24 protein-coding genes are annotated in these 22,993 nt (G+C 61.7%); all 24 read left to right on the forward strand.

What is annotated here, in order from left to right:
• Nucleotides 1-79: 79 nt before the first annotated feature.
• The 24 genes from fliD to flhB all read left to right on the forward strand — a co-directional run bounded on the left by fliD (nt 80) and on the right by flhB (nt 22,790).
• The gene (fliD, locus tag NL123_RS08735; protein ID WP_248483412.1) at nt 80-1,480 is read left to right on the forward strand and encodes a flagellar filament capping protein FliD; all 1,401 of its coding nucleotides are present in this window, start codon (nt 80-82) and stop codon (nt 1,478-1,480) included.
• Nucleotides 1,481-1,620: 140 nt separating this feature from the next.
• Nucleotides 1,621-2,025 (forward strand): flagellar export chaperone FliS, encoded by a 405-nt coding sequence (fliS, locus tag NL123_RS08740; protein ID WP_058424915.1) that lies wholly within the window; start codon nt 1,621-1,623, stop codon nt 2,023-2,025.
• A gap of 26 nt (nt 2,026-2,051) precedes the next feature.
• Nucleotides 2,052-2,348: a flagellar protein FliT gene (gene fliT, locus NL123_RS08745; RefSeq protein WP_071491286.1), complete on the forward strand. Its 297-nt coding sequence runs from the start codon at nt 2,052-2,054 to the stop codon at nt 2,346-2,348.
• 171 nt (nt 2,349-2,519) lie between these two features.
• Nucleotides 2,520-3,995 carry a sigma-54 dependent transcriptional regulator gene (locus NL123_RS08750; RefSeq protein ID WP_071491285.1) on the forward strand — a complete coding sequence of 492 codons (1,476 nt, stop codon included), beginning with the start codon at nt 2,520-2,522 and terminating at the stop codon, nt 3,993-3,995.
• A 110-nt stretch (nt 3,996-4,105) separates the two neighbouring features.
• Nucleotides 4,106-5,317 carry a sensor histidine kinase gene (locus NL123_RS08755; protein WP_494357588.1) on the forward strand — a complete coding sequence of 404 codons (1,212 nt, stop codon included), beginning with the start codon at nt 4,106-4,108 and terminating at the stop codon, nt 5,315-5,317.
• Between the two features lie 6 nt (nt 5,318-5,323).
• Nucleotides 5,324-6,700 (forward strand): sigma-54-dependent transcriptional regulator, encoded by a 1,377-nt coding sequence (locus tag NL123_RS08760; RefSeq protein WP_248483410.1) that lies wholly within the window; start codon nt 5,324-5,326, stop codon nt 6,698-6,700.
• Between the two features lie 132 nt (nt 6,701-6,832).
• On the forward strand, nt 6,833-7,162 hold the full coding sequence (fliE, locus tag NL123_RS08765; RefSeq protein ID WP_015885194.1) for a flagellar hook-basal body complex protein FliE: 330 nt from the start codon (nt 6,833-6,835) through the stop codon (nt 7,160-7,162).
• A 16-nt stretch (nt 7,163-7,178) separates the two neighbouring features.
• Nucleotides 7,179-8,960 carry a flagellar basal-body MS-ring/collar protein FliF gene (gene fliF / locus NL123_RS08770; protein ID WP_058424911.1) on the forward strand — a complete coding sequence of 594 codons (1,782 nt, stop codon included), beginning with the start codon at nt 7,179-7,181 and terminating at the stop codon, nt 8,958-8,960.
• Nucleotides 8,953-9,972 carry a flagellar motor switch protein FliG gene (fliG, locus tag NL123_RS08775; RefSeq protein WP_010208743.1) on the forward strand — a complete coding sequence of 340 codons (1,020 nt, stop codon included), beginning with the start codon at nt 8,953-8,955 and terminating at the stop codon, nt 9,970-9,972. The genes fliF and fliG overlap by 8 nt, the downstream gene beginning before the upstream one ends.
• A gap of 10 nt (nt 9,973-9,982) precedes the next feature.
• Nucleotides 9,983-10,747, forward strand: a complete 765-nt coding sequence (gene fliH, locus NL123_RS08780) for a flagellar assembly protein FliH (protein WP_494357589.1) — start codon at nt 9,983-9,985, stop codon at nt 10,745-10,747.
• A complete protein-coding gene (gene fliI, locus NL123_RS08785) occupies nt 10,737-12,095 on the forward strand; it encodes a flagellar protein export ATPase FliI (RefSeq protein ID WP_248483406.1) in 1,359 nt (452 codons plus the stop codon). The genes fliH and fliI overlap by 11 nt, the downstream gene beginning before the upstream one ends.
• Before the next feature lie 3 nt (nt 12,096-12,098).
• Nucleotides 12,099-12,548 (forward strand): flagellar export protein FliJ, encoded by a 450-nt coding sequence (gene fliJ, locus NL123_RS08790; RefSeq protein ID WP_016975640.1) that lies wholly within the window; start codon nt 12,099-12,101, stop codon nt 12,546-12,548.
• A gap of 65 nt (nt 12,549-12,613) precedes the next feature.
• Nucleotides 12,614-12,916, forward strand: coding sequence for an STAS domain-containing protein (locus tag NL123_RS08795; protein ID WP_248483404.1), 303 nt, complete (start codon nt 12,614-12,616; stop codon nt 12,914-12,916).
• Nucleotides 12,913-14,631, forward strand: coding sequence for an ATP-binding SpoIIE family protein phosphatase (locus NL123_RS08800; protein ID WP_248483402.1), 1,719 nt, complete (start codon nt 12,913-12,915; stop codon nt 14,629-14,631). The genes NL123_RS08795 and NL123_RS08800 overlap by 4 nt, the downstream gene beginning before the upstream one ends.
• Nucleotides 14,632-14,661: 30 nt before the next feature.
• Entirely contained in the window at nt 14,662-15,009 is a 348-nt protein-coding gene (locus tag NL123_RS08805; RefSeq protein ID WP_071493755.1) for an Hpt domain-containing protein, read from the forward strand.
• An 851-nt stretch (nt 15,010-15,860) separates the two neighbouring features.
• Nucleotides 15,861-17,201: a flagellar hook-length control protein FliK gene (locus NL123_RS08810; protein WP_248483399.1), complete on the forward strand. Its 1,341-nt coding sequence runs from the start codon at nt 15,861-15,863 to the stop codon at nt 17,199-17,201.
• Nucleotides 17,202-17,409: 208 nt separating this feature from the next.
• Nucleotides 17,410-17,910, forward strand: a complete 501-nt coding sequence (gene fliL, locus NL123_RS08815) for a flagellar basal body-associated protein FliL (protein ID WP_058427233.1) — start codon at nt 17,410-17,412, stop codon at nt 17,908-17,910.
• 9 nt (nt 17,911-17,919) lie between these two features.
• On the forward strand, nt 17,920-18,888 hold the full coding sequence (fliM, locus tag NL123_RS08820) for a flagellar motor switch protein FliM (protein ID WP_010208755.1): 969 nt from the start codon (nt 17,920-17,922) through the stop codon (nt 18,886-18,888).
• A gap of 42 nt (nt 18,889-18,930) precedes the next feature.
• A complete protein-coding gene (fliN, locus tag NL123_RS08825; RefSeq protein ID WP_058427232.1) occupies nt 18,931-19,398 on the forward strand; it encodes a flagellar motor switch protein FliN in 468 nt (155 codons plus the stop codon).
• A gap of 1 nt (nt 19,399) precedes the next feature.
• On the forward strand, nt 19,400-19,843 hold the full coding sequence (gene fliO, locus NL123_RS08830; protein ID WP_248483397.1) for a flagellar biosynthetic protein FliO: 444 nt from the start codon (nt 19,400-19,402) through the stop codon (nt 19,841-19,843).
• Nucleotides 19,843-20,586, forward strand: a complete 744-nt coding sequence (gene fliP / locus NL123_RS08835) for a flagellar type III secretion system pore protein FliP (RefSeq protein ID WP_016976565.1) — start codon at nt 19,843-19,845, stop codon at nt 20,584-20,586. Before fliO ends, fliP begins: the two co-directional genes overlap by 1 nt.
• A 4-nt stretch (nt 20,587-20,590) precedes the next feature.
• On the forward strand, nt 20,591-20,860 hold the full coding sequence (fliQ, locus tag NL123_RS08840) for a flagellar biosynthesis protein FliQ (RefSeq protein WP_003175300.1): 270 nt from the start codon (nt 20,591-20,593) through the stop codon (nt 20,858-20,860).
• Nucleotides 20,861-20,864: 4 nt separating this feature from the next.
• Nucleotides 20,865-21,650 (forward strand): flagellar biosynthetic protein FliR, encoded by a 786-nt coding sequence (gene fliR / locus NL123_RS08845; RefSeq protein WP_248483395.1) that lies wholly within the window; start codon nt 20,865-20,867, stop codon nt 21,648-21,650.
• A gap of 3 nt (nt 21,651-21,653) precedes the next feature.
• Entirely contained in the window at nt 21,654-22,790 is a 1,137-nt protein-coding gene (gene flhB / locus NL123_RS08850) for a flagellar biosynthesis protein FlhB (protein WP_248483393.1), read from the forward strand.
• Nucleotides 22,791-22,993 lie beyond the last annotated feature (203 nt).

Raw genomic sequence — 22,993 nt, forward strand, 5'->3', positions numbered from 1 at the left:
TGGCATGAAACTTGTTGCTGTCACAGCTTGAAGCGATAGTCGTCAAGATAACGGCAGCCACCGGAACAGGAGAAAGATGATGGCGGGTACAACGATTACCGGCGTGGGGTCGGGTTTCGACACTCAGGCGATTGTGAAATCCCTGGTGGATGCCGAGCGAGCGCCTAAACAGGGTCAGATCAACCTCCAGTCGCAAAAGGCAACCACCCAGCTGTCGTCGATCGGCAAGATCCAGGCAGCCCTGGACGCCTTCCGCGGTGCGCTGACCAGCATGGGCACCGATAACAGCTTCAGTGGCTTGACCGGTACGTCTTCGGACGAGAAGGTCGCCACCATGACGGCCAACCAGGGTGCGGCGAGCGGTAGCTTCTCGCTGGTCGTCAACCAGTTGGCGACGCCGTCGAAGCTGTCGACCAAGAGTTTCACTGGCGGCCAGTCGACGGTCGTGAACAGTGGCACCACCCCAACGACGCTGACGATCAGCCAGTCGGGCAAGAACTTCGACCTGAAGGTGCCGGCCGGCGCGACCCTGCAACAGGTGCGTGACTCGATCAATTCGCAGTTCGGCACCGCAGGCCTGAGTGCCAACATCCTCACCGACTCCAACGGTTCGCGTCTTATCCTGACCTCCACCAATGCTGGTGTTGGTTCCGATCTGACGATGTCGGGCAACTCGGGGATTGATAGCGGTTACACGGTGGTCAGCGAGCCGAAGAACGCCAAGTACACCATTGACGGTATTGCTGCAGAGTCCAAGACCAACAGCATCACGGATGCAGTGAGTGGTGTAAGTATCAAGTTGCTCTCTGTGTCGCCCTTGACCACGCCTTCGGATACCGCGTCTACGGCTCGCAATGCTTTGACCATCTCCGTCTCCACCAGCACCACCGCCCTCAAGTCCGGGGTCAAAGGCTTCGTCGACACCTACAACGCCCTGCTCAAGGCGATGAACGCCGAGACCAAGGTGACCAAGGATGCCGCCGGTAACTCCGTCGCCGCCACCTTGACCGGCGACTCGACCATGCGCACCTTGCAGGCGGCGATCCGCAACGAGTTCAACGCCCTGTCCGGCAACGGCACCTTGAAGTCCCTGGCGCAATTCGGTGTGACGACTGACCGCGACACCGGTGCGCTGAGCATTGATGCCAAGCAGTGGGACAAGGCTGTGCTGACCAACGCTGCCGATATTAACAGTATCTTCAGCGGCAAGACCGGCCTGCTCGCGCGCCTGACGGCGGCGACCGATGGCTATGCCAAGGCGACCACCGGGATCCTGGCGACGCGTTCAACGTCGTTGTCCGACAGCCTTAAAGACCTCAACAAGCAGCAAGTTGCGTTGGATGAACGCCTCACCACCATGCAAGACTCCTTGACCCGCAAGTACACCGCCATGGATACGCTGGTGGCGCAACTGCGCCAGCAGAGCAGCAGTATCCTGGGTACGCTCAGCGCGCTGAGTAACGCCCAGAAAAGCAGCTGATTGATGGCTGATGAAAAAGCCCAGGTCCATTGACCTGGGCTTTGTTCTTCATAGTGCCGTCGGGTTAAAGTTTTTTGCGACCCAGTCGACATAATGGTTACTGCAACCCTTCTCGCTGTTGCCTGTCACGAGGTAGAAACATGAATCCCATGAGAGCCCTTCGCCAATACCAGAAGGTCAATTCCCATGCCCAGATCTCTGAAGCCAGCCCGCACCGCCTGGTGCAAATGCTGATGGAGGGCGGGCTCGACCGCATGGCGCAGGCCAAAGGTGCGTTGGCGCGTGGCGATATCGCCGCAAAGGGCCTGATGCTGGGCAAGGCCGCCGACATCCTCATCGGGCTTCGTGATGGCCTGAGCGCGGAAAAAAGCGACAACAAAGAATACGTTCAGCAACTGGAAGGTCTGTACGTGTACATGACCAACCGTTTGATGGAGGCCAATCTGCACAACGACGCCGACATGATCGACGAAGTCGCCCGTTTGCTGATTACCGTGAAAGAAGGCTGGGATGCCATCGGCGCGCCACAAGGCGCTGCACAATAAGGCCAAGCGGCCTTGAGGAACACGTCATGAGCCAAGCATTGCAACGCATTGATGAAACCCGTGAGGCGCTGATGGGCGCGCTGGCGGACCGCAACTGGGACGCCATCGGCGAACTGGACCTGGGCTGTCGTCATGTCATCGACGAGGTACTCAGCGAAGCGCCGGTAGACGAGGATGCGTTGCGCGAAAAGCTTGAGGGGCTGCTGGCGGTTTACCAGCAATTGCTCGAGGTGACGACGGGCGAGCGGCAGGCGATTTTCGAGGAGATGTCGCAGATCAACCAAGCGAAAAATGCGTCAAAGGTTTACCATCTGTTCGGCTGAAGAGCCGCAGTTGGTCCGATGGGCGCGTCATATATTTGACTGTGCCAGCATTTTTGACTTAACTAGTGCTGTTTTCAGATTTCAGACGTCTAGTAAGGTACAAAGTCGTACAGGCGTCTCGATTGCCCTCACTTTTGGGGCACGAAGTTTTACTAGGGAAGTTGCTATTGCATGTGGCGTGAAACCAAAATTCTGCTGATTGATGACGATAGCGTCCGCCGCCGCGATTTAGCGGTGATTTTGAATTTTCTTGGCGAAGAAAATCTGCCCTGCGGCAGCCATGATTGGCAGCAGGCGGTCAGCTCATTGTCATCGAGCCGTGAAGTCATTTGTGTGCTGATCGGGACGGTAAACGCTCCTGGCGCTGTTTTGGGCTTGTTAAAGACACTGTCAACCTGGGATGAGTTCCTTCCCGTGTTGCTGATGGGCGATATTTCTTCTGTCGAACTGCCAGAAGACCAGCGCCGCCGGGTGCTTTCCACCCTGGAAATGCCGCCCAGCTACAGCAAATTGCTCGACTCCCTGCACCGTGCCCAGGTCTACCGCGAGATGTATGACCAGGCCCGCGAGCGCGGTCGCCATCGCGAACCCAACCTGTTCCGCAGCCTGGTCGGCACCAGCCGTGCCATCCAGCACGTGCGCCAGATGATGCAGCAGGTTGCCGATACCGACGCCAGCGTGTTGATCCTCGGCGAGTCGGGCACCGGCAAGGAAGTGGTTGCGCGCAACCTGCACTATCACTCCAAGCGTCGCGACGGGCCATTTGTGCCGGTCAACTGCGGGGCGATCCCGGCAGAGCTGCTCGAAAGTGAATTGTTCGGCCACGAGAAGGGCGCCTTTACCGGGGCGATCACCAGCCGTGCCGGGCGTTTCGAGTTGGCCAACGGCGGCACCCTGTTCCTCGACGAAATTGGCGACATGCCGCTGCCGATGCAGGTCAAGCTGCTGCGTGTGTTGCAGGAGCGTACCTTCGAGCGCGTGGGCAGCAACAAGACCCAGAGCGTCGACGTGCGCATCATCGCGGCCACCCACAAGAACCTCGAAAGCATGATCGAGGTCGGCAGCTTCCGCGAAGACTTGTACTACCGCCTCAACGTATTCCCGATCGAGATGGCCCCGCTGCGTGAGCGCGTGGAGGATATCCCGCTGCTGATGAACGAACTGATCTCGCGCATGGAACACGAAAAGCGCGGCTCGATCCGTTTCAACTCCGCCGCGATCATGTCCCTGTGCCGCCACGGCTGGCCGGGCAACGTGCGCGAGCTGGCCAACCTGGTGGAGCGCATGGCGATCATGCACCCCTACGGTGTGATCGGCGTGGTCGAGCTGCCTAAGAAATTCCGCTACGTCGACGACGAAGACGAGCAACTGGTCGACAGCCTGCGCAGCGACCTGGAAGAGCGGGTGGCCATCAACGGTCATACCCCGGACTTCGGCTCTACCGCGATGCTGCCGCCCGAAGGCCTGGACCTGAAGGACTACCTCGGCAACCTGGAACAAGGCCTGATCCAACAGGCCCTGGACGACGCCAACGGCATCGTTGCCCGTGCCGCCGAGCGCCTGCGCATTCGTCGAACCACCCTGGTGGAGAAGATGCGCAAGTACGGTATGAGCCGCAAAGAAGGTGATGAACAGGCGGATGATTGACGCCTGTTTTTCAAGCCGCTGATTTATCAGCGGTTTTTTTTCGGCACGGGTATTGCTACAGCCCTCGCAACGTTCCGTTTAACTGACGGTCAGCCAAGCGAGAGAGCATGATGCCCCACGCCGCCCAACATTCTTCCAGCCCCGCCATCCCGGGGCTCGTTCCCTCTGTAGAACAGCAAAGCCGCCAAGGCCTGGAGCAGGCGTTTTCGCTGTTCAACCAGATGTCCAGCCAATTGACCGATTCCTACAGCCTGCTCGAAGCCCGTGTTTCGGAGCTCAAGGGCGAGTTGGCGGTGGTCAGTGCCCAGCGCATGGAAGAGTTGGCCGAGAAGGAGCGCCTGGCCAACCGTCTGCAAAACCTGCTGTCGCTGTTGCCCGGGGGCGTGATCGTCATCGACGAAGAAGGCCGCGTGCGTGAAGCCAACCCGGCGGCTTGCGACATGCTTGGCCTGCCCCTGGAAGGCGAGCTGTGGCGTCACGTGATCACCCGCTGCTTTGCGCCGCGTGAAGACGACGGTCATGAAATCTCCCTCAAGGACGGTCGCCGCTTGTCCATCGCCACGCGCGCCCTGGACGCTGAGCCGGGCCAGCTTGTGCTACTCAACGACCTGACTGAAACCCGTCACCTGCAAGACCAGTTGGCGCGCCACGAGCGTTTGTCCTCGCTGGGGCGCATGGTCGCTTCTCTGGCGCATCAGATCCGCACGCCGTTGTCGGCGGCGCTGATCTACGCCAGTCATTTGACTGATGAACAACTGCCTGCGGCCACCCACCAGCGTTTTGCCGGGCGCCTCAAGGAGCGCCTGCACGAGTTGGAGCATCAGGTGCGCGACATGCTGGTATTTGCCCGTGGTGAATTGCCGCTGACCGACCGCATCACGCCTGCCGAGTTGATGCAGGCCCTGCAAGCGGCAGCGGCCACCCACATTCAAGACGTGCAAGTGCGCTGGCAGTGCGATAGCCATCTCGGCGAGCTGCTGTGCAACCGCGACACCCTTGTCGGCTCGCTGCTCAACCTGATCGAAAACGCCACCCAGGCCAGCGGCCCCGGTGCGCGGCTCAAAGTGCACTTGTACAGCCGCGAGCAAACCCTGCGCCTGTGCATCAGCGACAGTGGCAGCGGTATCGAGCCCGCCGTGTTGCAGCGCCTGGGCGAGCCCTTTTTCACCACCAAGACCAACGGCACGGGCCTGGGCCTGACCGTGGTCAAGGCAGTGGCACGTGCCCATCAGGGAGAATTGCTGCTGCATTCCCGTGTCGGGCGTGGCACCTGTGCATTGATGACCTTGCCGCTGTTTTCATGCGCGGCAAGCGCGGAGTAAGAGGTTATGGCTATCAAGGTTCTGTTGGTGGAAGACGATCGCGCGCTGCGTGAAGCATTGGCTGACACGCTGCTGTTGGCGGGCCATGACTACCGGGCGGTCGGTTCTGCCGAGGACGCCTTGGAGGCGGTGGAGCAGGAGTCCTTCAGCCTGGTGGTCAGCGATGTGAACATGCCGGGCATGGACGGCCACCAGTTGCTCAGCCTGTTGCGCGCGCGCCAGCCGCAGTTGCCGGTGTTGCTGATGACCGCCCACGGCGCTGTCGAACGTGCGGTCGATGCAATGCGCCAGGGCGCGGCGGATTACCTGGTCAAACCGTTCGAGCCCAAAGCCTTGATCGAACTGGTCGCGCGGCATGCCCTGGGCGTGATCCCGCCCAGCGACGGCGAAGGCCCGATTGCCTTCGAGCCGGCCAGCGCACAATTGCTGGAATTGGCGGCCCGCGTGGCGCGCAGTGATTCCACCGTGCTGATTTCCGGCGAGTCCGGCACCGGTAAGGAAGTGCTGGCCCGCTATATCCACCAGCAATCGACCCGCGCCAAACAGCCGTTTATCGCGATCAATTGCGCGGCAATCCCCGACAACATGCTCGAAGCCACGCTGTTCGGCCACGAAAAAGGCTCGTTCACCGGCGCCATCGCGGCCCAGGCGGGCAAGTTCGAGCAGGCGGATGGCGGCACGATTTTGCTCGATGAAATTTCCGAGATGCCCCTGGGCCTGCAAGCCAAGTTGCTGCGGGTGCTGCAAGAGCGCGAAGTGGAGCGCGTTGGCGCACGCAAGCCAATCCAGCTGGATATCCGCGTGGTCGCCACCACCAACCGTGACTTGGCGGGCGAAGTGGCGGCGGGGCGCTTCCGTGAAGACCTGTTCTACCGTCTCTCGGTCTTTCCCCTGGCCTGGCGCCCGTTGCGCGAGCGCCCGGCGGATATCATTCCGCTGGCCGAGCGGCTGTTGGGCAATCACGTCAAAAAAATGAAGCATGCCCAGGCACGCCTGTCGGCCGAGGCCCAGGCCTGCCTGGTCGCCTATCCATGGCCGGGGAATGTGCGGGAATTGGACAACGCCATCCAGCGTGCGTTGATCCTGCAACAGGGCGGCCTGATCCAGCCCCAGGATTTCTGCCTGGCCATGGGCAGCGGGATTGCGCCGCTGCCGACCCTGGCGCCTGCGCCCGTGGTTGTCGAATCCGAAACCGCCGGTGCATTGGGTGACGACCTGCGTCGCCGTGAATTCCAGATGATCATCGATACCCTGCGCGCCGAGCGCGGCCGCCGCAAAGAGGCCGCCGAGCGCCTGGGGATCAGCCCGCGGACCTTGCGCTACAAGCTGGCGCAGATGCGCGACGCCGGCATGGACGTCGAGGCGTATCTGTTCGCCACCTGATCGGTAACAAGGCGGACAAGGTTTGTCGCCTTTTCTTACGAGTTGAACCAGAGCTGGCACCCTTGTTGCTACTTCACCTAGTAATTGCGGCGTAGCGTCAAAAAACATGCGGGTTGTCGGAGAGAGAAGTTCATGAGCCAGGGTATTGAGTTCAATCGGTTGATGTTGGATATGCGCTCCATGCAAATGGATGCCATGGCTCAACCGAAATCCGTCGCGCCTGCGCCGGAATTGGGCCAAAGCAGCTTCGCCGACATGCTCGGCCAGGCCATCAACAAAGTCAGTGATACCCAGCAAGCCTCCAGCCAGTTGGCCAACGCGTTCGAGATCGGCAAAAGCGGCGTGGACCTCACCGATGTGATGGTTGCCTCGCAAAAGGCCAGCGTGTCGTTCCAGGCGTTGACCCAGGTGCGTAACAAGCTGGTTCAGGCTTACCAAGACATCATGCAGATGCCGGTTTAAGGACGAGATTTAAGTCATGGCAGAAGCAGTCGTGGACAACGCACCCGCCAAGGCAGACGGCAAGCCGCCGCTGTTTGGCCTGTCGTTCCTGGAAAACCTTTCCGAAATGACCATGCTGCGTCAGGTCGGCCTGATGGTCGGCCTGGCCGCGAGCGTGGCGATTGGTTTTGCCGTGGTGCTGTGGTCGCAGCAACCGGATTACCGGCCGCTCTATGGAAGCCTGGCCGGCATGGATTCCAAGCAGATCATGGAAACCCTGGCCGCCGCCGACATCGCCTACACCGTGGAACCCAACTCCGGGGCGCTGCTGGTCAAGGCCGACGACGTGGCCCGTGCGCGCATGAAACTCGCGGCGGCCGGCGTCACCCCGTCCGACGCCAATATCGGTTTTGAAATCCTCGACAAGGACCAGGGCCTCGGCACCAGCCAGTTCATGGAAGCCACCCGCTACCGTCGTGGCCTGGAAGGCGAGCTGGCACGCACCATCTCCAGCCTGAACAACGTCAAGGGTGCCCGTGTGCACCTGGCCATTCCGAAAAGCTCGGTGTTTGTGCGCGATGAGCGCAAGCCCAGCGCCTCGGTATTGGTGGAACTGTTTGCCGGCCGCTCCCTGGAGCCAGGCCAGGTGCTGGCGATCGTCAACCTGGTCGCCACCAGCGTGCCTGAGCTGAGCAAGTCGCAAATCACTGTGGTCGACCAGAAGGGCAACCTGCTGTCCGACCAGGCGGAAAACTCCGCGCTGACCCAGGCCGGCAAGCAGTTCGATTACAGCCGTCGCGTCGAAAGCATGCTCACCCAGCGTGTGCACAACATCCTGCAACCGGTGTTGGGCAACGACCGCTACAAGGCTGAAGTGTCGGCCGATGTGGACTTCAGCGCTGTCGAATCGACCTCCGAGCAGTTCAACCCGGACCAGCCGGCGCTGCGCAGCGAGCAATCCACCAGCGAACAACGCACTGCCGCCAATGGCCCGCCCCAAGGCGTACCGGGCGCCCTGAGCAACCAGCCACCGGCCCCGGCCTCGGCCCCGCAAACCACCGGCGGCGCGACGGCCAGCGCTGGCGCCATCCAGCCAGGCCAGCCACTGCTGGACGCCAATGGCCAACAGATCATGGACCCGGCCACTGGCCAGCCGATGCTCGCGCCGTACCCGGCGGACAAGCGTAACCAGTCGACCAAGAACTTCGAACTCGACCGTTCCATCAGCCACACCAAGCAGCAGCAGGGGCGCGTCAATCGCCTGTCGGTGTCGGTGGTGGTGGATGACCAGGTCAAGGTCAATGCCGCCGATGGCGCCGTTACCCGTGCCCCGTGGAGCGCCGATGAATTGGCACGCTTCACACGCCTGGTGCAGGACGCCGTCGGTTTTGACGCCAGCCGCGGTGACAGCGTCAGCGTGATCAACATGCCGTTCTCCGCCGAGCGTGGCGAAGTGATCGCTGACCCTGCGTTCTACACGCAGCCGTGGTTCTGGGACATCGTCAAGCAAGTGCTGGGTGTGTTGTTCATCCTGGTGCTGGTGTTCGGCGTGCTGCGCCCGGTGCTCAACAACATCACCGGCAACGGCAAGAAACAACTGGCGGCCTTTGGTGGCAGCGACGTCGAGTTGGGTGGCATGGGCGGCCTGGACGGCGAACTGGCCAACGACCGCGTCAGCCTCGGCGGCCCGCAAAGCATCCTGTTGCCAAGCCCGAGCGAAGGCTATGACGCTCAGCTGAATGCAATCAAGAGTCTGGTGGCAGAAGACCCGGGCCGTGTGGCCCAGGTCGTGAAAGAGTGGATCAACGCAGATGAGTGATAATCGAGCCGCTGTTGCCAAGCTCACCAAGGTCGACAAAGCCGCAGTCCTGCTGCTGTCCCTCGGTGAAACCGACGCCGCCCAAGTGCTGCGCCACATGGGGCCCAAAGAGGTCCAGCGCGTGGGCGTGGCCATGGCGCAGATGCGCAATGTGCACCGCGAGCAAGTCGAGCAGGTGATGAGCGAGTTCGTCGAGATCGTCGGCGACCAGACCAGCCTGGGCGTCGGCTCCGACAGCTACATCCGCAAGATGCTCACCTCGGCCCTGGGCGAAGACAAGGCCAACGGCCTGATCGACCGCATCCTGCTGGGTGGCAACACCAGCGGCCTCGACAGCCTGAAATGGATGGAGCCGCGTGCCGTCGCCGACGTGATCCGCTACGAACACCCGCAGATCCAGGCGATCGTGGTGGCGTACCTCGACCCCGACCAGGCCGGTGAAGTGCTCGGCCACTTCGACCACAAAGTGCGCCTGGACATCATCCTGCGCGTGTCGTCGCTGAACACCGTGCAGCCGGCGGCGCTGAAAGAACTCAACACGATTCTGGAGAAGCAGTTCTCCGGCAACTCGAATGCCTCGCGCACCACCCTGGGGGGTATCAAGCGTGCGGCGGACATCATGAACTTCCTCGACAGCTCGGTCGAAGGCCAGTTGATGGACTCGATCCGCGAGATCGACGACACCCTGTCCGGCCAGATCGAAGACCTCATGTTTGTGTTCAACAACCTCTCCGATGTCGACGACCGTGGCATCCAGGCGTTGCTGCGCGAAGTGTCCTCGGACGTGCTGGTGCTGGCCCTCAAGGGCTCGGACGAAAACGTCAAAGAGAAGATCTTCAAGAACATGTCCAAGCGTGCCTCGGAACTGTTGCGCGACGACCTGGAAGCCAAGGGCCCGGTGCGCGTGAGCGACGTGGAAACCGCGCAGAAAGAAATCCTCACCATTGCCCGCCGTATGGCCGAAGCCGGAGAAATCGTTCTCGGCGGGAAGGGCGGCGAAGAAATGATCTAAGGCGCTTCCCATGTCGAACAAAGATGAGGCGCCCAGCGATCTGATTCGCGCACGGGACGTCGGTGGGTTCGACATCTGGTCGTTGCCCAGCTTCGACCCGCATGTGCCGGAGCCCGAGCCGGAACCGGTCGAAGAACCTCCGGTGGAAATGGAAGAAGTGCCGCTGGATGAAGTCCAGCCACTGACCCTGGAAGAACTGGAAGCCATCCGCCAAGAGGCCTACAACGAAGGCTTCGCGGCGGGTGAAAAAGATGGTTTTCGCAGCACCACCCTCAAGGTGCGCCAGGAAGCCGAAGAGGCGCTGAGCGTCAAGCTGGCCAGCCTGGAACGCTTGATGGGTACGCTGTTCGACCCCATCGCCGAGCAGGATTCGCAGATCGAAAAGGCCATGGTCGGCCTGGTGCAGCACATTGCCCGCCAGGTGATCCAGCGCGAGTTGGTGCTGGATTCCAGCCATATCGAAAGCGTGATGCGCGAAGCGCTCAAGCTGCTGCCCCTGGGCGTCGGCAACGTGCGGCTGTACATCAACCCGCAGGATTTCGAGCAGGTCAAAGCCTTGCGCGAGCGCCATGAAGAAACCTGGCGCATCGTCGAAGACGCGGCGTTGCAGCCCGGTGGTTGCCGGGTCGAAACCGAACACAGCCGCATCGATGCCACGGTGGAAACCCGCATCAGCCAGATCATGGCCAAGCTGCTGGATCAAGCCCACGAGCAGGTGTTGAACCCAGCTGAGCCCGACCTGAGCGTGGACCTGGACGCCCCTGATGCGCCTTGATCGCACCAGCTTCGCCAAGCGCTTGAGCGGTTATGCCGAGGCCGCCGAGTTGCCCGGCCAGCCGATCCTCGAAGGGCGCCTGCTGCGCATGGTCGGCCTGACCCTCGAAGCCGAAGGCCTGCGCGCCGCCATGGGCAGTCGCTGCATGGTGATCAACGACGACAGCTACCACCCGGTGCAGGTCGAAGCCGAAGTGATGGGCTTTTCCGGCAGCAAGATTTTCCTGATGCCCGTGGGCAGCCTGGCGGGCATTGCCCCCGGCGCCCGCGTGGTGCCGTTGGCCGACACCGGCCGCCTGCCGATGGGCATGAGCATGCTCGGCCGCGTACTCGACGGCGCCGGTCGCGCGCTGGACGGCAAGGGCGGCATGAAGGCCGAAGACTGGGTGCCGATGGACGGCCCCACCATCAACCCGCTCAACCGCAACCCCATCAGCGTGCCGCTGGACGTGGGCATTCGCAGCATCAACGGATTATTGACGGTCGGCCGTGGCCAGCGTCTGGGCCTGTTCGCCGGTACCGGCGTGGGTAAGTCGGTGTTGCTGGGCATGATGACGCGCTTTACCGAGGCCGACATCATCGTGGTCGGGCTGATCGGCGAGCGGGGCCGCGAGGTGAAGGAATTCATCGAGCACAGCCTCGGTGAAGAAGGCCTCAAGCGCTCGGTGGTGGTTGCCTCCCCAGCTGACGATGCGCCGCTGATGCGGTTGCGCGCCGCCATGTACTGCACGCGCATCGCCGAATATTTCCGCGACAAGGGCAAGAATGTCCTGTTGCTGATGGATTCGCTCACGCGTTTCGCCCAGGCCCAGCGGGAAATCGCCCTGGCCATCGGCGAACCGCCGGCGACCAAAGGTTACCCGCCGTCGGTATTCGCCAAGCTGCCCAAGCTGGTGGAGCGTGCCGGTAACGCCGAAGCCGGTGGTGGCTCGATCACCGCGTTCTACACCGTATTGTCCGAAGGCGATGACCAGCAGGACCCGATTGCCGACTCGGCGCGGGGCGTGCTCGACGGCCACATCGTGCTGTCACGGCGCCTGGCCGAAGAAGGGCATTACCCGGCCATCGACATCGAAGCGTCCATCAGCCGGGTGATGCCGGCCGTGGTCACGCCGGAACACATGGCCCGTGCACAACAGTTCAAGCAGCTGTGGTCGCGCTACCAGCAGAGCCGCGATCTGATCAGCGTCGGCGCCTATGTGGCGGGCGGTGATCGCGACACCGACTTGGCGATTGCCCTGCAACCGCAATTGGTCACCTACTTGCGCCAGGGTCTCAACGACAAGATCAGCATGGGCGAAAGCGAAGCGCACCTGCAGTCGATCTTCGCCCCGGCGCCAGGCGGCTAAGCCATGGCCAACAGCCGCGCCGCGCGCCTGGCTCCGGTGGTGGACATGGCCGAAAAAGCCGAGAAAACCGCCGTGCAGCGCCTGGGTTACTTCCAGGGGCAAGTCCGCTTGGCGGAAAGCAAGCTGGGCGACCTGGAGCGCTTTCGCGGCGAGTACCAGCAACAATGGATCGAACGCGGCAGCAAGGGCGTGTCCGGCCAATGGCTGATGGGTTACCAGGGCTTTCTCAACCAGTTGGAAACCGCCGTCGGCCAGCAGCGCCAAAGCCTGGCCTGGCACCAGAACAACCTCGACAAGGCACGTGAGAGCTGGCAAGCCGCGTTTGCCCGGGTCGAAGGTTTGCGCAAGCTGGTGCAGCGCTATATCGATGAAGCGCGAGCGCTTGAAGACAAGCGCGAGCAGAAGTTGCTGGATGAGCTTTCGCAGCGCATGCCGCGCAAAGACGTCTATTGAAAGTTGCCCACATCCCCGGCACCTGCTAAACCTTGTGTCATTGCCAATGACAAGGAAGCAGTCACATGTCAGTCGAGTCAGAAGTATCCCTGGATGGGACGAAGTTGACGATCGCAGTCAAGGGCCGGTTCGATTTCGGCAGCCACCAGACGTTTCGCGAAGCCTATGAGCGCTTCTACAAAGTGCCCAACACTTACATCGTGGACTTGAAAGAGACGACCTACCTCGACAGCTCCGCCCTCGGCATGCTCTTGCTGCTGCGCGACCATGCCGGCGATGACGCCGATATCCGGGTGATCAACAGCAATTCGGATGTGCGCAAGATCCTCGGTATCTCCAACTTCGACAAACTGTTCGACATCAGTTGAGCGTCCTGGCCCCGGTCCTTGAGCCGCTGACAATCCTGATCGCCGAAGACAGTGCCGCCGACCTGTTGCTGCTGTCGACCATTATCCGGCGCCAGGGCCACCAGGTGCTCACGGCCACCAACGGCGCTGAAGCGGTCGCGGTGTTTACCCGTGAGCGCCCGCAGCTGGTGTTGATGGATGCGCTGATGCCGGTGATGGACGGCTTTGAGGCGGCGCGCCGGATCAAGCAATTGGCGGGTGAGGAGCTGGTGCCGCTGATTTTCCTCACGTCCCTGCGCGAGAGCGAAGCGCTGGCTCAGTGCCTGGATGCCGGCGGTGATGACTTTCTAGCCAAGCCCTACAATCAGCTGATTCTCGCGGCGAAGATCAACGCCATGGACCGTCTGCGTCGGTTGCAGGCGACGGTTTTGCAGCAGCGCGACCTGATCGCCAAGCACCACGACTATCTGTTGCATGAGCAGCGGGTGGCCAAGGCGGTGTTCGACAAGGTTGCCCATTCCGGTTGTATCAATGCCGCGCCGAATATCCGCTACCTGCAATCGCCCTATGCGTTGTTCAACGGTGATTTGCTGTTGGCCGCCTACACCCCGTCCGGCGACATGCATGTGCTGCTCGGCGACTTCACCGGGCATGGCCTGCCGGCGGCGGTGGGCGCCATGCCCCTGGCGGAAGTGTTCTATGGCATGACCGCCAAGGGCTACGGCCTGGCGCAGACCCTGCGCGAGATGAACGCCAAGCTCAAGCGCATCCTGCCGGTGGACATGTTCTGCTGCGCCACCCTGTTGTGCCTGAGCACGCAGCGGCGGGTGGTGGAGGTGTGGAACGGCGGCATGCCCGAAGGCTATGTGCATGAAATCGCCACGGGTAAACGCACGCCACTGGAATCGCGGCATTTGCCGTTGGGTGTGCTGTCGGCGCAAGCCTTTGATGATCGCACCGAGGTCTGGCCCATGGCCCTGGGTGACCGGGTGTTCCTGTTGTCCGATGGCGTGCTGGATACCGCTGACGCCAATGACCAGTTGTTCGGCGCTGAACGCTTGCAGCAGGTGTTCGCTGCCAACCGTGAGCCGGATCGGCTGTTTGAAGATATCGAGCAGGCCCTGGCGGCGTTCCGGGGCGAAGCGCGGGATGACGTGAGCATGGTGGAAATCACCCTGCACGCCGGCCAGCAGCTGCGTGCCAGCGGGCCGTTGTATGCCGACAGTGGCCAGTCTTGTCCGCTGGATTGGTCAGTCAGTTTCGAATTTCGTGCTGAGACGTTGAAGCGTTACAACCCATTGCCGTACTTGCTGCAACTGCTGCTGGAGATTCACGGTCTGCGCGAGCAGAGCGGGGCGCTGTACAGCGTGATGGCGGAGCTGTATTCCAATGCGCTGGAGCATGGCGTGCTGGGTCTGGATTCTCGGCTCAAGCGTGACGCCCAAGGGTTTGCCGAGTATTACCGCCTGCGTAATGACCGCCTGGCACAACTCAACAGCGGCTATATACGGGTGCATGTGCAGGTGGTGCCGACCGAGGTGGGCGGAAGGATGACCCTGCGCATCGAGGACAGCGGTCCTGGGTTCGACGTGGAACAGATGCTGGCGCGGCCGCTCGATATCGACCGTCTGTCAGGCCGGGGCTTGAGCCTGGTGCGTCAATTGAGCAGCGATGTACGCTGGTCGGACGGCGGGCGCAGTGTCTGCGTGGAGTTTTCCTGGGAGGCTCTGGCATAATCCGCCGATTCTTGATCAAGGAGCGAGCAAGTGGTTGATCTACATCTGGACCCGGAGGTGTTGTCGGGTTTGCAGGAAGTCATGGAAGGCGAGTATCCCAAGCTGCTTGATACCTTTCTCGATGATTCCCAAAAACGCGTCGAAGCACTGCGCAAGGCCAGGGATGACGCCAAGGCGTTGGGGCGGATTGCGCATAGTTTCAAGGGCAGCAGTGGGAACCTTGGGGCAGTGCGGTTGGCGCAGTTGTGTCAGCGGTTGGAGGTTGAGTCGGTTGAGTCTGCGGTTGGGGATCTGGGGGAGCTGGTCGATCAGATTGATCGGGAGTTTGCGTTGGTGAAGCCGTTGTATGAGTCGGAGCGGCAGCGGTTTCAGGTTTGATTGAGTACATATCCGTTTTTTATGTAACGGCGGCTTATGGTTCCGCCCTTACGGCGGGTCACTTTTGGAAAGGCCCAAAAGTAACCAAAAGGCCTTCGCCCCAACACTCGGCACCTCGCCTAGGCTCGGTGTGCCCTCACTCCGGCTTGAATCCGTGGGCCGCCGCCACGCGCCATCCATGGCGCGGGGCGGCTAACCCGGCGTCCTGCCGGGTTACCCACGGATTCAAGCCTGCGTTCGGCCAGCGTGTTTGACGGGGCGCCCCAGATCAAGAGCAAGAGCGCGGCGGCCTTAGAGCCGACCGGATTGAATGGCCCGTACTCGGTCAAAGTGTGGGAGGGGGCTTGCCCCCGATGGCAGTGGGTCAGTCACTGATGAGTTGGCTGACACACCGCCATCGGGGGCAAGCCCCCTCCCACAGTTTGATCTTCATGTATCAGTTGAAGGGTGGTTTGCTCTGGCTCTGGCTCTGGCTCTGGCTTTTGATCTGCTTTTGATTTTGATCTTAGGCGCCCCGTCAAACACGCTGGCCGGAATTCGGCAGGGATTTGGGGGGTAAACCGGCAGGGATGCCGGTTTAGCCGCCCCGCGCCATGGATGGCGCGTGGCGGCGGCCCCCCAAATCACTGTCGGATTACGGGCACACCGAGCCTGGGCGAGGTGCCGAGTGTTGGGGCAAGAGCGTTTTGCTTACTTTTGCGCTTTTCAAAAGTGAGCCGCCGTAAGGGCGGAACCATAAGCCGCCGTTGCCCAAATAATGGATATACACACAAAACCCAAAACCTGGCCCAACTCTTGCTCTACCTCCAGATACTGCATCCTCGACCCCCATGCAGTGGAGACCTTTACCTATGCCAGTCGCCCCCAATTCGCTCCTTCAGGCTGCCCCCGCGGCCAAGCCTCAAGCGCCCTCTGCCAACCCACCGGCAGCGGCTGCGGACCCACGGGACAAGGGCCCTGGCTTCGCTCAAGTGTTTGCCAACCAGGCGTCCAAACCTTCGGTCAAGACCGACGACAGCTCGGCCAAACCCACCGCAGGCAAGTCGTCCGATGCCAGCGCCAAGCCTGCAGCGGGCAATGACAAGCCTGCCGCCAGCACGCCAGCCGTTGCCGATAGCGGCAATACCTTGCCTGCCACGCCGCCGGCCAAAACCGACGACAGCGCCAGCAAGGATGATGACGCGCCAGCCGACCCGACCCTGGTGCAGCAGCCTCCGGCCGACCCGGTGGTCGACCCGGCATTGATTGCCACCGTCACCCCGGTAGCCGTGCCGGTGCCGGTTGAAACACCCGCGCCCGTTACCACCGCCAAGGATGACAAAACCCAGCCAGTGGTCGCGGCGCCGGTCGCCGCGACCGAGGAGGCCAAGCCCGCGTTCGATCCGGAGGCTGATCCCCTGGATGCCATGCCAGCCGTACGCCTGGCGATGGAGCAGGGCGGTCATGTATCGGCCAGCAGCCAGGCGCAGGCAAAAAGCGCTCCGGCACCGACTCAGGATCAACCCACCGCCGCACAGAATTTCGCCGCCGGCCTGGCCAATATGGTCGATCAGCAAGCCACCAAGGACAGCACCGACCAGGGCGGCGACAAGGCTTTCAGCGGGTTGATCGAAGACGGTCTCAAGGACCTGAAGAACGCCAGCAGCGACACCCGTGTCGATGACTTCGCCAACCGCCTGGCCGCATTGACCCAGGCGGCCACGCCGAAAACCGCCAACGCCTTGCCACCGGTGACCAATGCACCATTGGCCATGCACCAGAGCGGCTGGACCGACGAAATCGTCAACCGGGTGATGTACCTGTCCAGCGCCAACCTCAAGTCGGCGGAGATCCAGTTGCAACCCGCTGAGCTCGGCCGCCTGGATATCAAGGTCAACATGACCGCCGACCAACAGGCCCAGGTCAACTTCATGAGTGCCCACCCGGTAGTGCGTGAAGCGTTGGAAAGCCAGTCCGGGCGCTTGCGGGAGATGTTTGCCCAGCAGGGCATGGGCCAGGTGGACGTGAACGTGTCGGACCAGTCCCGTGGGCAGGAGCAACAACAGCAGCAGGCCCAGACCCGTGGTGTGAGCGGTAGCGGCGGGCGCGGTGGTGACAATGGCGACAGCGGCAACCACCTTGATGTGGCTGAAGCCGTGACGCCGGTCACCTCAACCGTAATCGGCTCCAGTGCGGTCGACTACTACGCCTGATCCGGACGAAATGTGGGAGGGGGCTTGCCCCCATGAGGCTGTGTCAGCTGAAACATGGGTGACTGATACACCGCTATCGGGGGCAAGCCCCCTCCCACATTTGATTTTTGGTGTCCTCTCTTCCCAAATGACCAGACAACTCTGGCATAACACTTGCTCTTGCCTTTCCGTAGATCTATGAATCCCCGAATAGTGACGGATTATTGGCATGGCGAAGAGCGACGACGCAGCAAAAGCACCCGCAGGCAAAGGCAAGCTCAAGCTTATCCTGTTGATAGTCCTGGGCCTGCTCCTGGCCATCGGCGCCTCGGTCGGCGGCACTTGGTACATCATGCACAGCAGTGCCAGCAAGCCGGCACCCGCCGCTGAAACCGCCACTAACGTCAAGCAACCGGCAATCTTCGAACCGATGCTTCCGGCCTTTGTCGCCAACTTCAATCAGAACGGTCGTCAACGCTACTTGCAGGTGAGCATCACCTTGCTGGCGCGTAACGCTGCGGACCTGGACGCCCTCAAGGTGCACATGCCCGTGATCCGCAACAACCTCGTCATGCTGTTCTCCAGCCAGAGCTTCGACACACTCGCCACCCCGGTGGGCCAGGAAATGCTGCGCCAGAAGGTTACGGCCAGCGTGCAGGAAGTGGCCCAGAAGGAGCTCGGCAAAGTCGTGGTCGAGCAGGCGCTCTTCACTAACTTCGTATTGCAGTAGGATCACGACATGGCCGTGCAAGACCTGCTGTCCCAGGATGAAATCGATGCGCTGTTGCATGGCGTCGACGATGGTCTGGTACAGACCGAAATGGCTGCCGAGCCCGGCAGCGTCAAAAGTTATGACCTCACCAGCCAGGATCGTATCGTCCGCGGACGCATGCCGACCCTGGAGATGATCAACGAACGTTTCGCCCGTTACACCCGCATCAGCATGTTCAACATGCTGCGCCGTTCGGCGGACGTGGCGGTGGGCGGTGTGCAGGTGATGAAGTTCGGCGAGTACGTGCACTCGCTGTATGTGCCGACCAGCCTCAACCTGGTCAAGATCAAGCCACTGCGCGGCACCGCGCTGTTCATCCTCGACGCCAAGCTGGTGTTCAAGCTGGTGGACAACTTCTTCGGCGGCGACGGCCGCCACGCCAAGATCGAAGGTCGTGAGTTCACCCCCACCGAGTTGCGGGTGGTGCGCATGGTGCTGGAGCAAGCCTTCATTGACTTGAAGGAAGCCTGGCAGGCGATCATGGAAGTCAACTTCGAGTACATCAACTCCGAAGTGAACCCGGCGATGGCCAACATCGTCGGCCCCAGCGAAGCCATTGTGGTGTCCACGTTCCACATCGAACTCGATGGCGGTGGCGGCGACCTGCACGTGACCATGCCGTACTCGATGATCGAACCGGTGCGCGAGATGCTCGACGCCGGTTTCCAGTCCGACCTGGACGACCAGGACGAACGCTGGGTCAAGGCCCTGCGCGAAGACCTGCTGGACGTCGACGTACCGCTGAGCGCCACCGTGGCCCGTCGTCAGCTGCGCCTGCGCGATATTTTGCACATGCAGCCGGGGGACATCATCCCGGTCGAATTGCCGGAAGAAATGATCATGCGCGCCAACGGCGTGCCGTCATTCAAGGTCAAGCTCGGTTCCCACAAGGGCAACCTGGCGCTGCAGGTGGTCGAGCCGATCAACCGCCGCTGATTCACTCCTATTTATGAATGTTTGCTCCGCCGAGGACATGTAATGGCTACCGAACACGAAAACACTTCCGCCGAAGACCAGGCCCTGGCTGACGAATGGGCGGCTGCCCTGGAAGAAACCGGCGATGTTGGCCAGGACGATATCGACGCGCTGCTGGCCGCTGACGCCGCAACCGCCCCGGCCGGCAACCGCCTGCCCATGGAAGAGTTCGGCAGCGTGCCGAAAAACAACGAGCCGGTGTCCCTCGATGGCCCGAACCTGGATGTGATCCTCGATATCCCGGTATCGATTTCCATGGAAGTCGGCAGCACTGAAATCAACATCCGCAACCTGCTGCAACTCAACCAGGGTTCGGTGATCGAGCTCGACCGCCTGGCCGGTGAGCCGCTGGATGTGCTGGTCAACGGCACCCTGATTGCCCACGGCGAAGTGGTGGTGGTCAACGAAAAGTTCGGCATCCGCCTGACCGACGTGATCAGCCCGAGTGAACGCATCAAGAAGTTGCGCTGATATGAAGTATTCGATGGCGGGACTGTTTCTGGCGCTGCCATTGAGCGCCCTCGCGGCTGAGCCGGCTGCGCAAGCGACGGCGGTAGCCGCACCGGTGGTGAGCAGTGGTGTCGGCGGGCAATTGACCCAGTTGGTACTGGGGCTGTTGCTGGTGGTCGGGCTGATTTTCGTGCTGGCCTGGCTGATGCGCCGTGTGCAGCGCGTAGGGCCGGGTAACGGCCAGGTGATCGAGATGATCGGCTCCCGCGCCCTCGGCCCGCGTGATCGGCTGGTGCTGGTGCAGGTGGGCGAGGAGCAGATCCTGCTGGGTATCACCCCTGGCCGCATCACCCCGTTGCACGTGCTCAAGACCCCGGTGAGCGTGGACCAGAGCCAGTCCGCCACGCCAGAATTCGCCCAGCGCCTGATGGAGTTGCTGGGCAAGGATCAGAAGGATAAGAAGTAATGCGCGTTTTATTGACGCTCATGCTGTTGCTGGCCGCGCCACTGGCGTTTGGCGCCGACCCGTTGTCGATCCCGGCGATCACGTTGGGCACCAACGCGGCGGGCGCGCAGGAGTATTCGGTCAGCCTGCAGATCCTGCTGATCATGACCGCGCTGAGCTTTATCCCGGCGTTCGTCATGCTGATGACCAGCTTCACGCGGATCATCATCGTGTTCTCGATCCTGCGCCAGGCCCTGGGTCTGCAGCAGACGCCGTCGAACCAGATCCTCACCGGCATGGCCCTGTTCCTGACGCTGTTCATCATGGCGCCGGTGTTCGACAAGGTGAACCAGCAAGCCCTGCAGCCCTACCTGGCGGAGAAAATGACCGCCCAGGACGCGATCGACAAGGCCCAGGGCCCGATCAAGGATTTCATGCTGTCGCAGACCCGCTCCAGTGATCTTGAGCTGTTCATGCGCTTGTCCAAGCGCACCGACATCGCGACCCCGGACCAGGCGCCGTTGACCATCCTGGTACCGGCGTTCGTTACGTCCGAGTTGAAGACCGCGTTCCAGATCGGCTTCATGATCTTTATCCCGTTCCTGATCATCGACCTGGTGGTGGCGAGCGTGCTGATGGCCATGGGTATGATGATGCTGTCGCCACTGATCATCTCGCTGCCGTTCAAGATCATGCTGTTTGTGCTGGTGGACGGCTGGGCGCTGATTATCGGCACCCTGGCCGGCAGTTTCGGCGGGGTATAGCGCGATGACGCCAGAAGTAGCCGTCGACCTGTTCCGTGAAGCGCTGTGGCTGACCACCATGATGGTCGCCGTGCTGGTGGTGCCGAGCCTGTTGGTCGGCCTGTTGGTGGCGATGTTCCAGGCGGCGACCCAGATCAACGAACAGACCTTGAGCTTCCTGCCGCGCCTGCTGGTGATGCTGGTCACCCTGATCGTCGCCGGCCCGTGGCTGGTGCAGACCTTCATGGAATACATCCTGCAGTTGTACGGCAGTATTCCGCAGTTGATCGGCTGACCCGATGCAGTCCTTGCTGGCGTTGACCGACACCCAGATCAGCACCTGGGTGGCGTCCTTCATCCTGCCGCTGTTCCGGGTGACGGCCATGCTCATGGCCATGCCGGTGTTCGGCACCACACTCGTACCGCGCCGCGTACGCCTGTACTTTGCGGTGGCGATTACCGTGGTGATCGTGCCTGGGTTACCGCCGATGCCGCCGGTCAATGCCATCGACCTCAGTGCCTTTCTGCTGATCGCCGAGCAGATCCTGATCGGCGCGCTGATGGGCTTTTCCCTCACGCTGTTTTTCCAGGCCTTTGTGATCGCCGGGCAAATCATCTCGATCCAGATGGGCATGGGCTTCGCCTCCATGGTCGACCCTACCAACGGTGTGTCGGCGGCGGTGATCGGGCAATTCCTGACCATGCTGGTGACCTTGCTGTTCCTGGCCATGAACGGCCATCTGGTGGCCTTCGAGGTGATGACCGAAAGCTTCACCACCTTGCCGGTGGGTTCGGGGCTGGTGGTCAATCACTTCTGGGAGATCGTCGGACGGCTCGGCTGGGTATTGGGCGCTTCGCTGTTGCTGGTGCTGCCGGCGATCACCGCGTTGCTGGTGGTGAACATTGCGTTTGGGGTGATGACCCGTGCGGCGCCGCAACTGAACATCTTCTCGATTGGTTTCCCGTTGACCCTGGTGTTGGGCATGGGGATTTTCTGGATCGGCCTGGCCGACATTCTCAATCAGTATCAACCGCTGGCGACCGACGCCCTGCAGTTCTTACGTGATCTGGCACGGGCGCGCTGAGCCATGGCCGAGAGCGAGAGTGGTCAGGACAAAACAGAAGACCCCACGGAGAAACGTAAAAAGGACTCCAGGGAAAAGGGCGAGATTGCGCGCTCCAAGGAGCTCAATACCGTCGCCACCATGATGGCCGGCGCCGGCGCGTTGCTGATCTACGGCGGCGGCCTGGCGCTGGACCTGATGGAGTTGATGAAACACAACTTCACCTTGCCCCGCGAGGTGCTGCTCAATCCCGACGCCATGGGCCGGTACCTTTTGCATTCGGGCCAGATCGCGATCCTGGCGGTGCAGCCGATCCTGATCACCTTGCTGCTCGCCGCGCTGATCGGCCCGGTCGCCCTCGGCGGCTGGCTGTTCGCCGCCGGCAGCATGGCGCCCAAGTTCAGCCGCATGAACCCTGCGGCCGGGCTCAAGCGAATGTTCTCCACCAAGGCCCTGGTGGAGCTGCTCAAGGCGTTGGCCAAGTTCATCCTGATCCTGTTCGTGGCGTTGATGGTGTTGTCGTCCGACATCGACGACCTGCTGCGCATCGCCCATGAACCGCTGGAGTCGGCGATCATCCACAGCGTGCAGGTGGTGGGCTGGAGTGCGCTGTGGATGGCGGCCGGGTTGATCATCATCGCGGCGGTGGATGCGCCGATCCAGTTGTGGGAAAGCCACAAGAAACTGCTGATGACCAAGCAGGAAGTGCGCGACGAACACAAGGACCAGGAGGGGCGCCCCGAGGTCAAGCAGCGTATTCGCCAACTGCAGCGCGAGATGTCCCAGCGCAAGATGATGGCCTCGGTGCCCGACGCCGACGTGGTCATCACCAACCCGACCCACTACGCCGTGGCCCTCAAGTACGACCCGGAGAAGGGCGGCGCGCCGATGCTGCTGGCCAAGGGCAGTGACTTTACCGCCTTGAAGATCCGCGAAATTGCGGTGGCCAACGACATCCTGCTGCTGGAGTCGCCGGAGCTGGCGCGGTCGATCTTCTATTCCACCGACCTCGACCAGGAAATCCCCGCCGGGCTGTACCTGGCCGTGGCCCAGGTGCTGGCGTATGTCTATCAGATTCGCCAGTACCGTGCGGGCAAGGGCAAGCGGCCCGATCCGCTCAAGGATCTGCCGATTCCGCCGGACCTGCGCCGCGATTCCTGACATCGGGTCGCCCTCCCTACCACTCGTCGATAACTGGCGTCTACCTGTCAAACTTCACAGTAGCCAGACTGCGCTGCTCGCGGTTCTATTGCCCTATGCACTGCGCGCAGGCTGTAAATGAGATGCAGGGAGAGTGGTTTTGAATCGGGTTACCAGAGGCGTCGTCACATCCTATGACCAGGCAACTGGAAAGGGTTTGATTG

This window comes from Pseudomonas sp. FBCC-B1565 (assembly GCF_059133265.1).

Bases quoted from the DNA above. Each gene is read 5' to 3' on its own strand.
- NL123_RS08760 (WP_248483410.1), top strand. From the start codon at position 5,324: ATGGCTATCAAGGTTCTGTTGGTGGAAGACGATCGCGCGCTGCGTGAA.
- NL123_RS08755 (WP_494357588.1), top strand. From the start codon at position 4,106: ATGCCCCACGCCGCCCAACATTCTTCCAGCCCCGCCATCCCGGGGCTC.
- flhB (WP_248483393.1), top strand. From the start codon at position 21,654: ATGGCCGAGAGCGAGAGTGGTCAGGACAAAACAGAAGACCCCACGGAG.
- fliF (WP_058424911.1), top strand. From the start codon at position 7,179: ATGGCAGAAGCAGTCGTGGACAACGCACCCGCCAAGGCAGACGGCAAG.
- fliT (WP_071491286.1), top strand. From the start codon at position 2,052: ATGAGCCAAGCATTGCAACGCATTGATGAAACCCGTGAGGCGCTGATG.
- fliI (WP_248483406.1), top strand. From the start codon at position 10,737: ATGCGCCTTGATCGCACCAGCTTCGCCAAGCGCTTGAGCGGTTATGCC.
- fliJ (WP_016975640.1), top strand. From the start codon at position 12,099: ATGGCCAACAGCCGCGCCGCGCGCCTGGCTCCGGTGGTGGACATGGCC.
- fliP (WP_016976565.1), top strand. From the start codon at position 19,843: ATGCGCGTTTTATTGACGCTCATGCTGTTGCTGGCCGCGCCACTGGCG.
- fliE (WP_015885194.1), top strand. From the start codon at position 6,833: ATGAGCCAGGGTATTGAGTTCAATCGGTTGATGTTGGATATGCGCTCC.
- fliS (WP_058424915.1), top strand. From the start codon at position 1,621: ATGAATCCCATGAGAGCCCTTCGCCAATACCAGAAGGTCAATTCCCAT.
- fliG (WP_010208743.1), top strand. From the start codon at position 8,953: ATGAGTGATAATCGAGCCGCTGTTGCCAAGCTCACCAAGGTCGACAAA.
- fliO (WP_248483397.1), top strand. From the start codon at position 19,400: ATGAAGTATTCGATGGCGGGACTGTTTCTGGCGCTGCCATTGAGCGCC.
- fliN (WP_058427232.1), top strand. From the start codon at position 18,931: ATGGCTACCGAACACGAAAACACTTCCGCCGAAGACCAGGCCCTGGCT.
- NL123_RS08810 (WP_248483399.1), top strand. From the start codon at position 15,861: ATGCCAGTCGCCCCCAATTCGCTCCTTCAGGCTGCCCCCGCGGCCAAG.
- fliD (WP_248483412.1), top strand. From the start codon at position 80: ATGGCGGGTACAACGATTACCGGCGTGGGGTCGGGTTTCGACACTCAG.
- NL123_RS08750 (WP_071491285.1), top strand. From the start codon at position 2,520: ATGTGGCGTGAAACCAAAATTCTGCTGATTGATGACGATAGCGTCCGC.
- fliR (WP_248483395.1), top strand. From the start codon at position 20,865: ATGCAGTCCTTGCTGGCGTTGACCGACACCCAGATCAGCACCTGGGTG.
- fliH (WP_494357589.1), top strand. From the start codon at position 9,983: ATGTCGAACAAAGATGAGGCGCCCAGCGATCTGATTCGCGCACGGGAC.
- NL123_RS08795 (WP_248483404.1), top strand. From the start codon at position 12,614: ATGTCAGTCGAGTCAGAAGTATCCCTGGATGGGACGAAGTTGACGATC.
- fliM (WP_010208755.1), top strand. From the start codon at position 17,920: ATGGCCGTGCAAGACCTGCTGTCCCAGGATGAAATCGATGCGCTGTTG.
- fliQ (WP_003175300.1), top strand. From the start codon at position 20,591: ATGACGCCAGAAGTAGCCGTCGACCTGTTCCGTGAAGCGCTGTGGCTG.
- fliL (WP_058427233.1), top strand. From the start codon at position 17,410: ATGGCGAAGAGCGACGACGCAGCAAAAGCACCCGCAGGCAAAGGCAAG.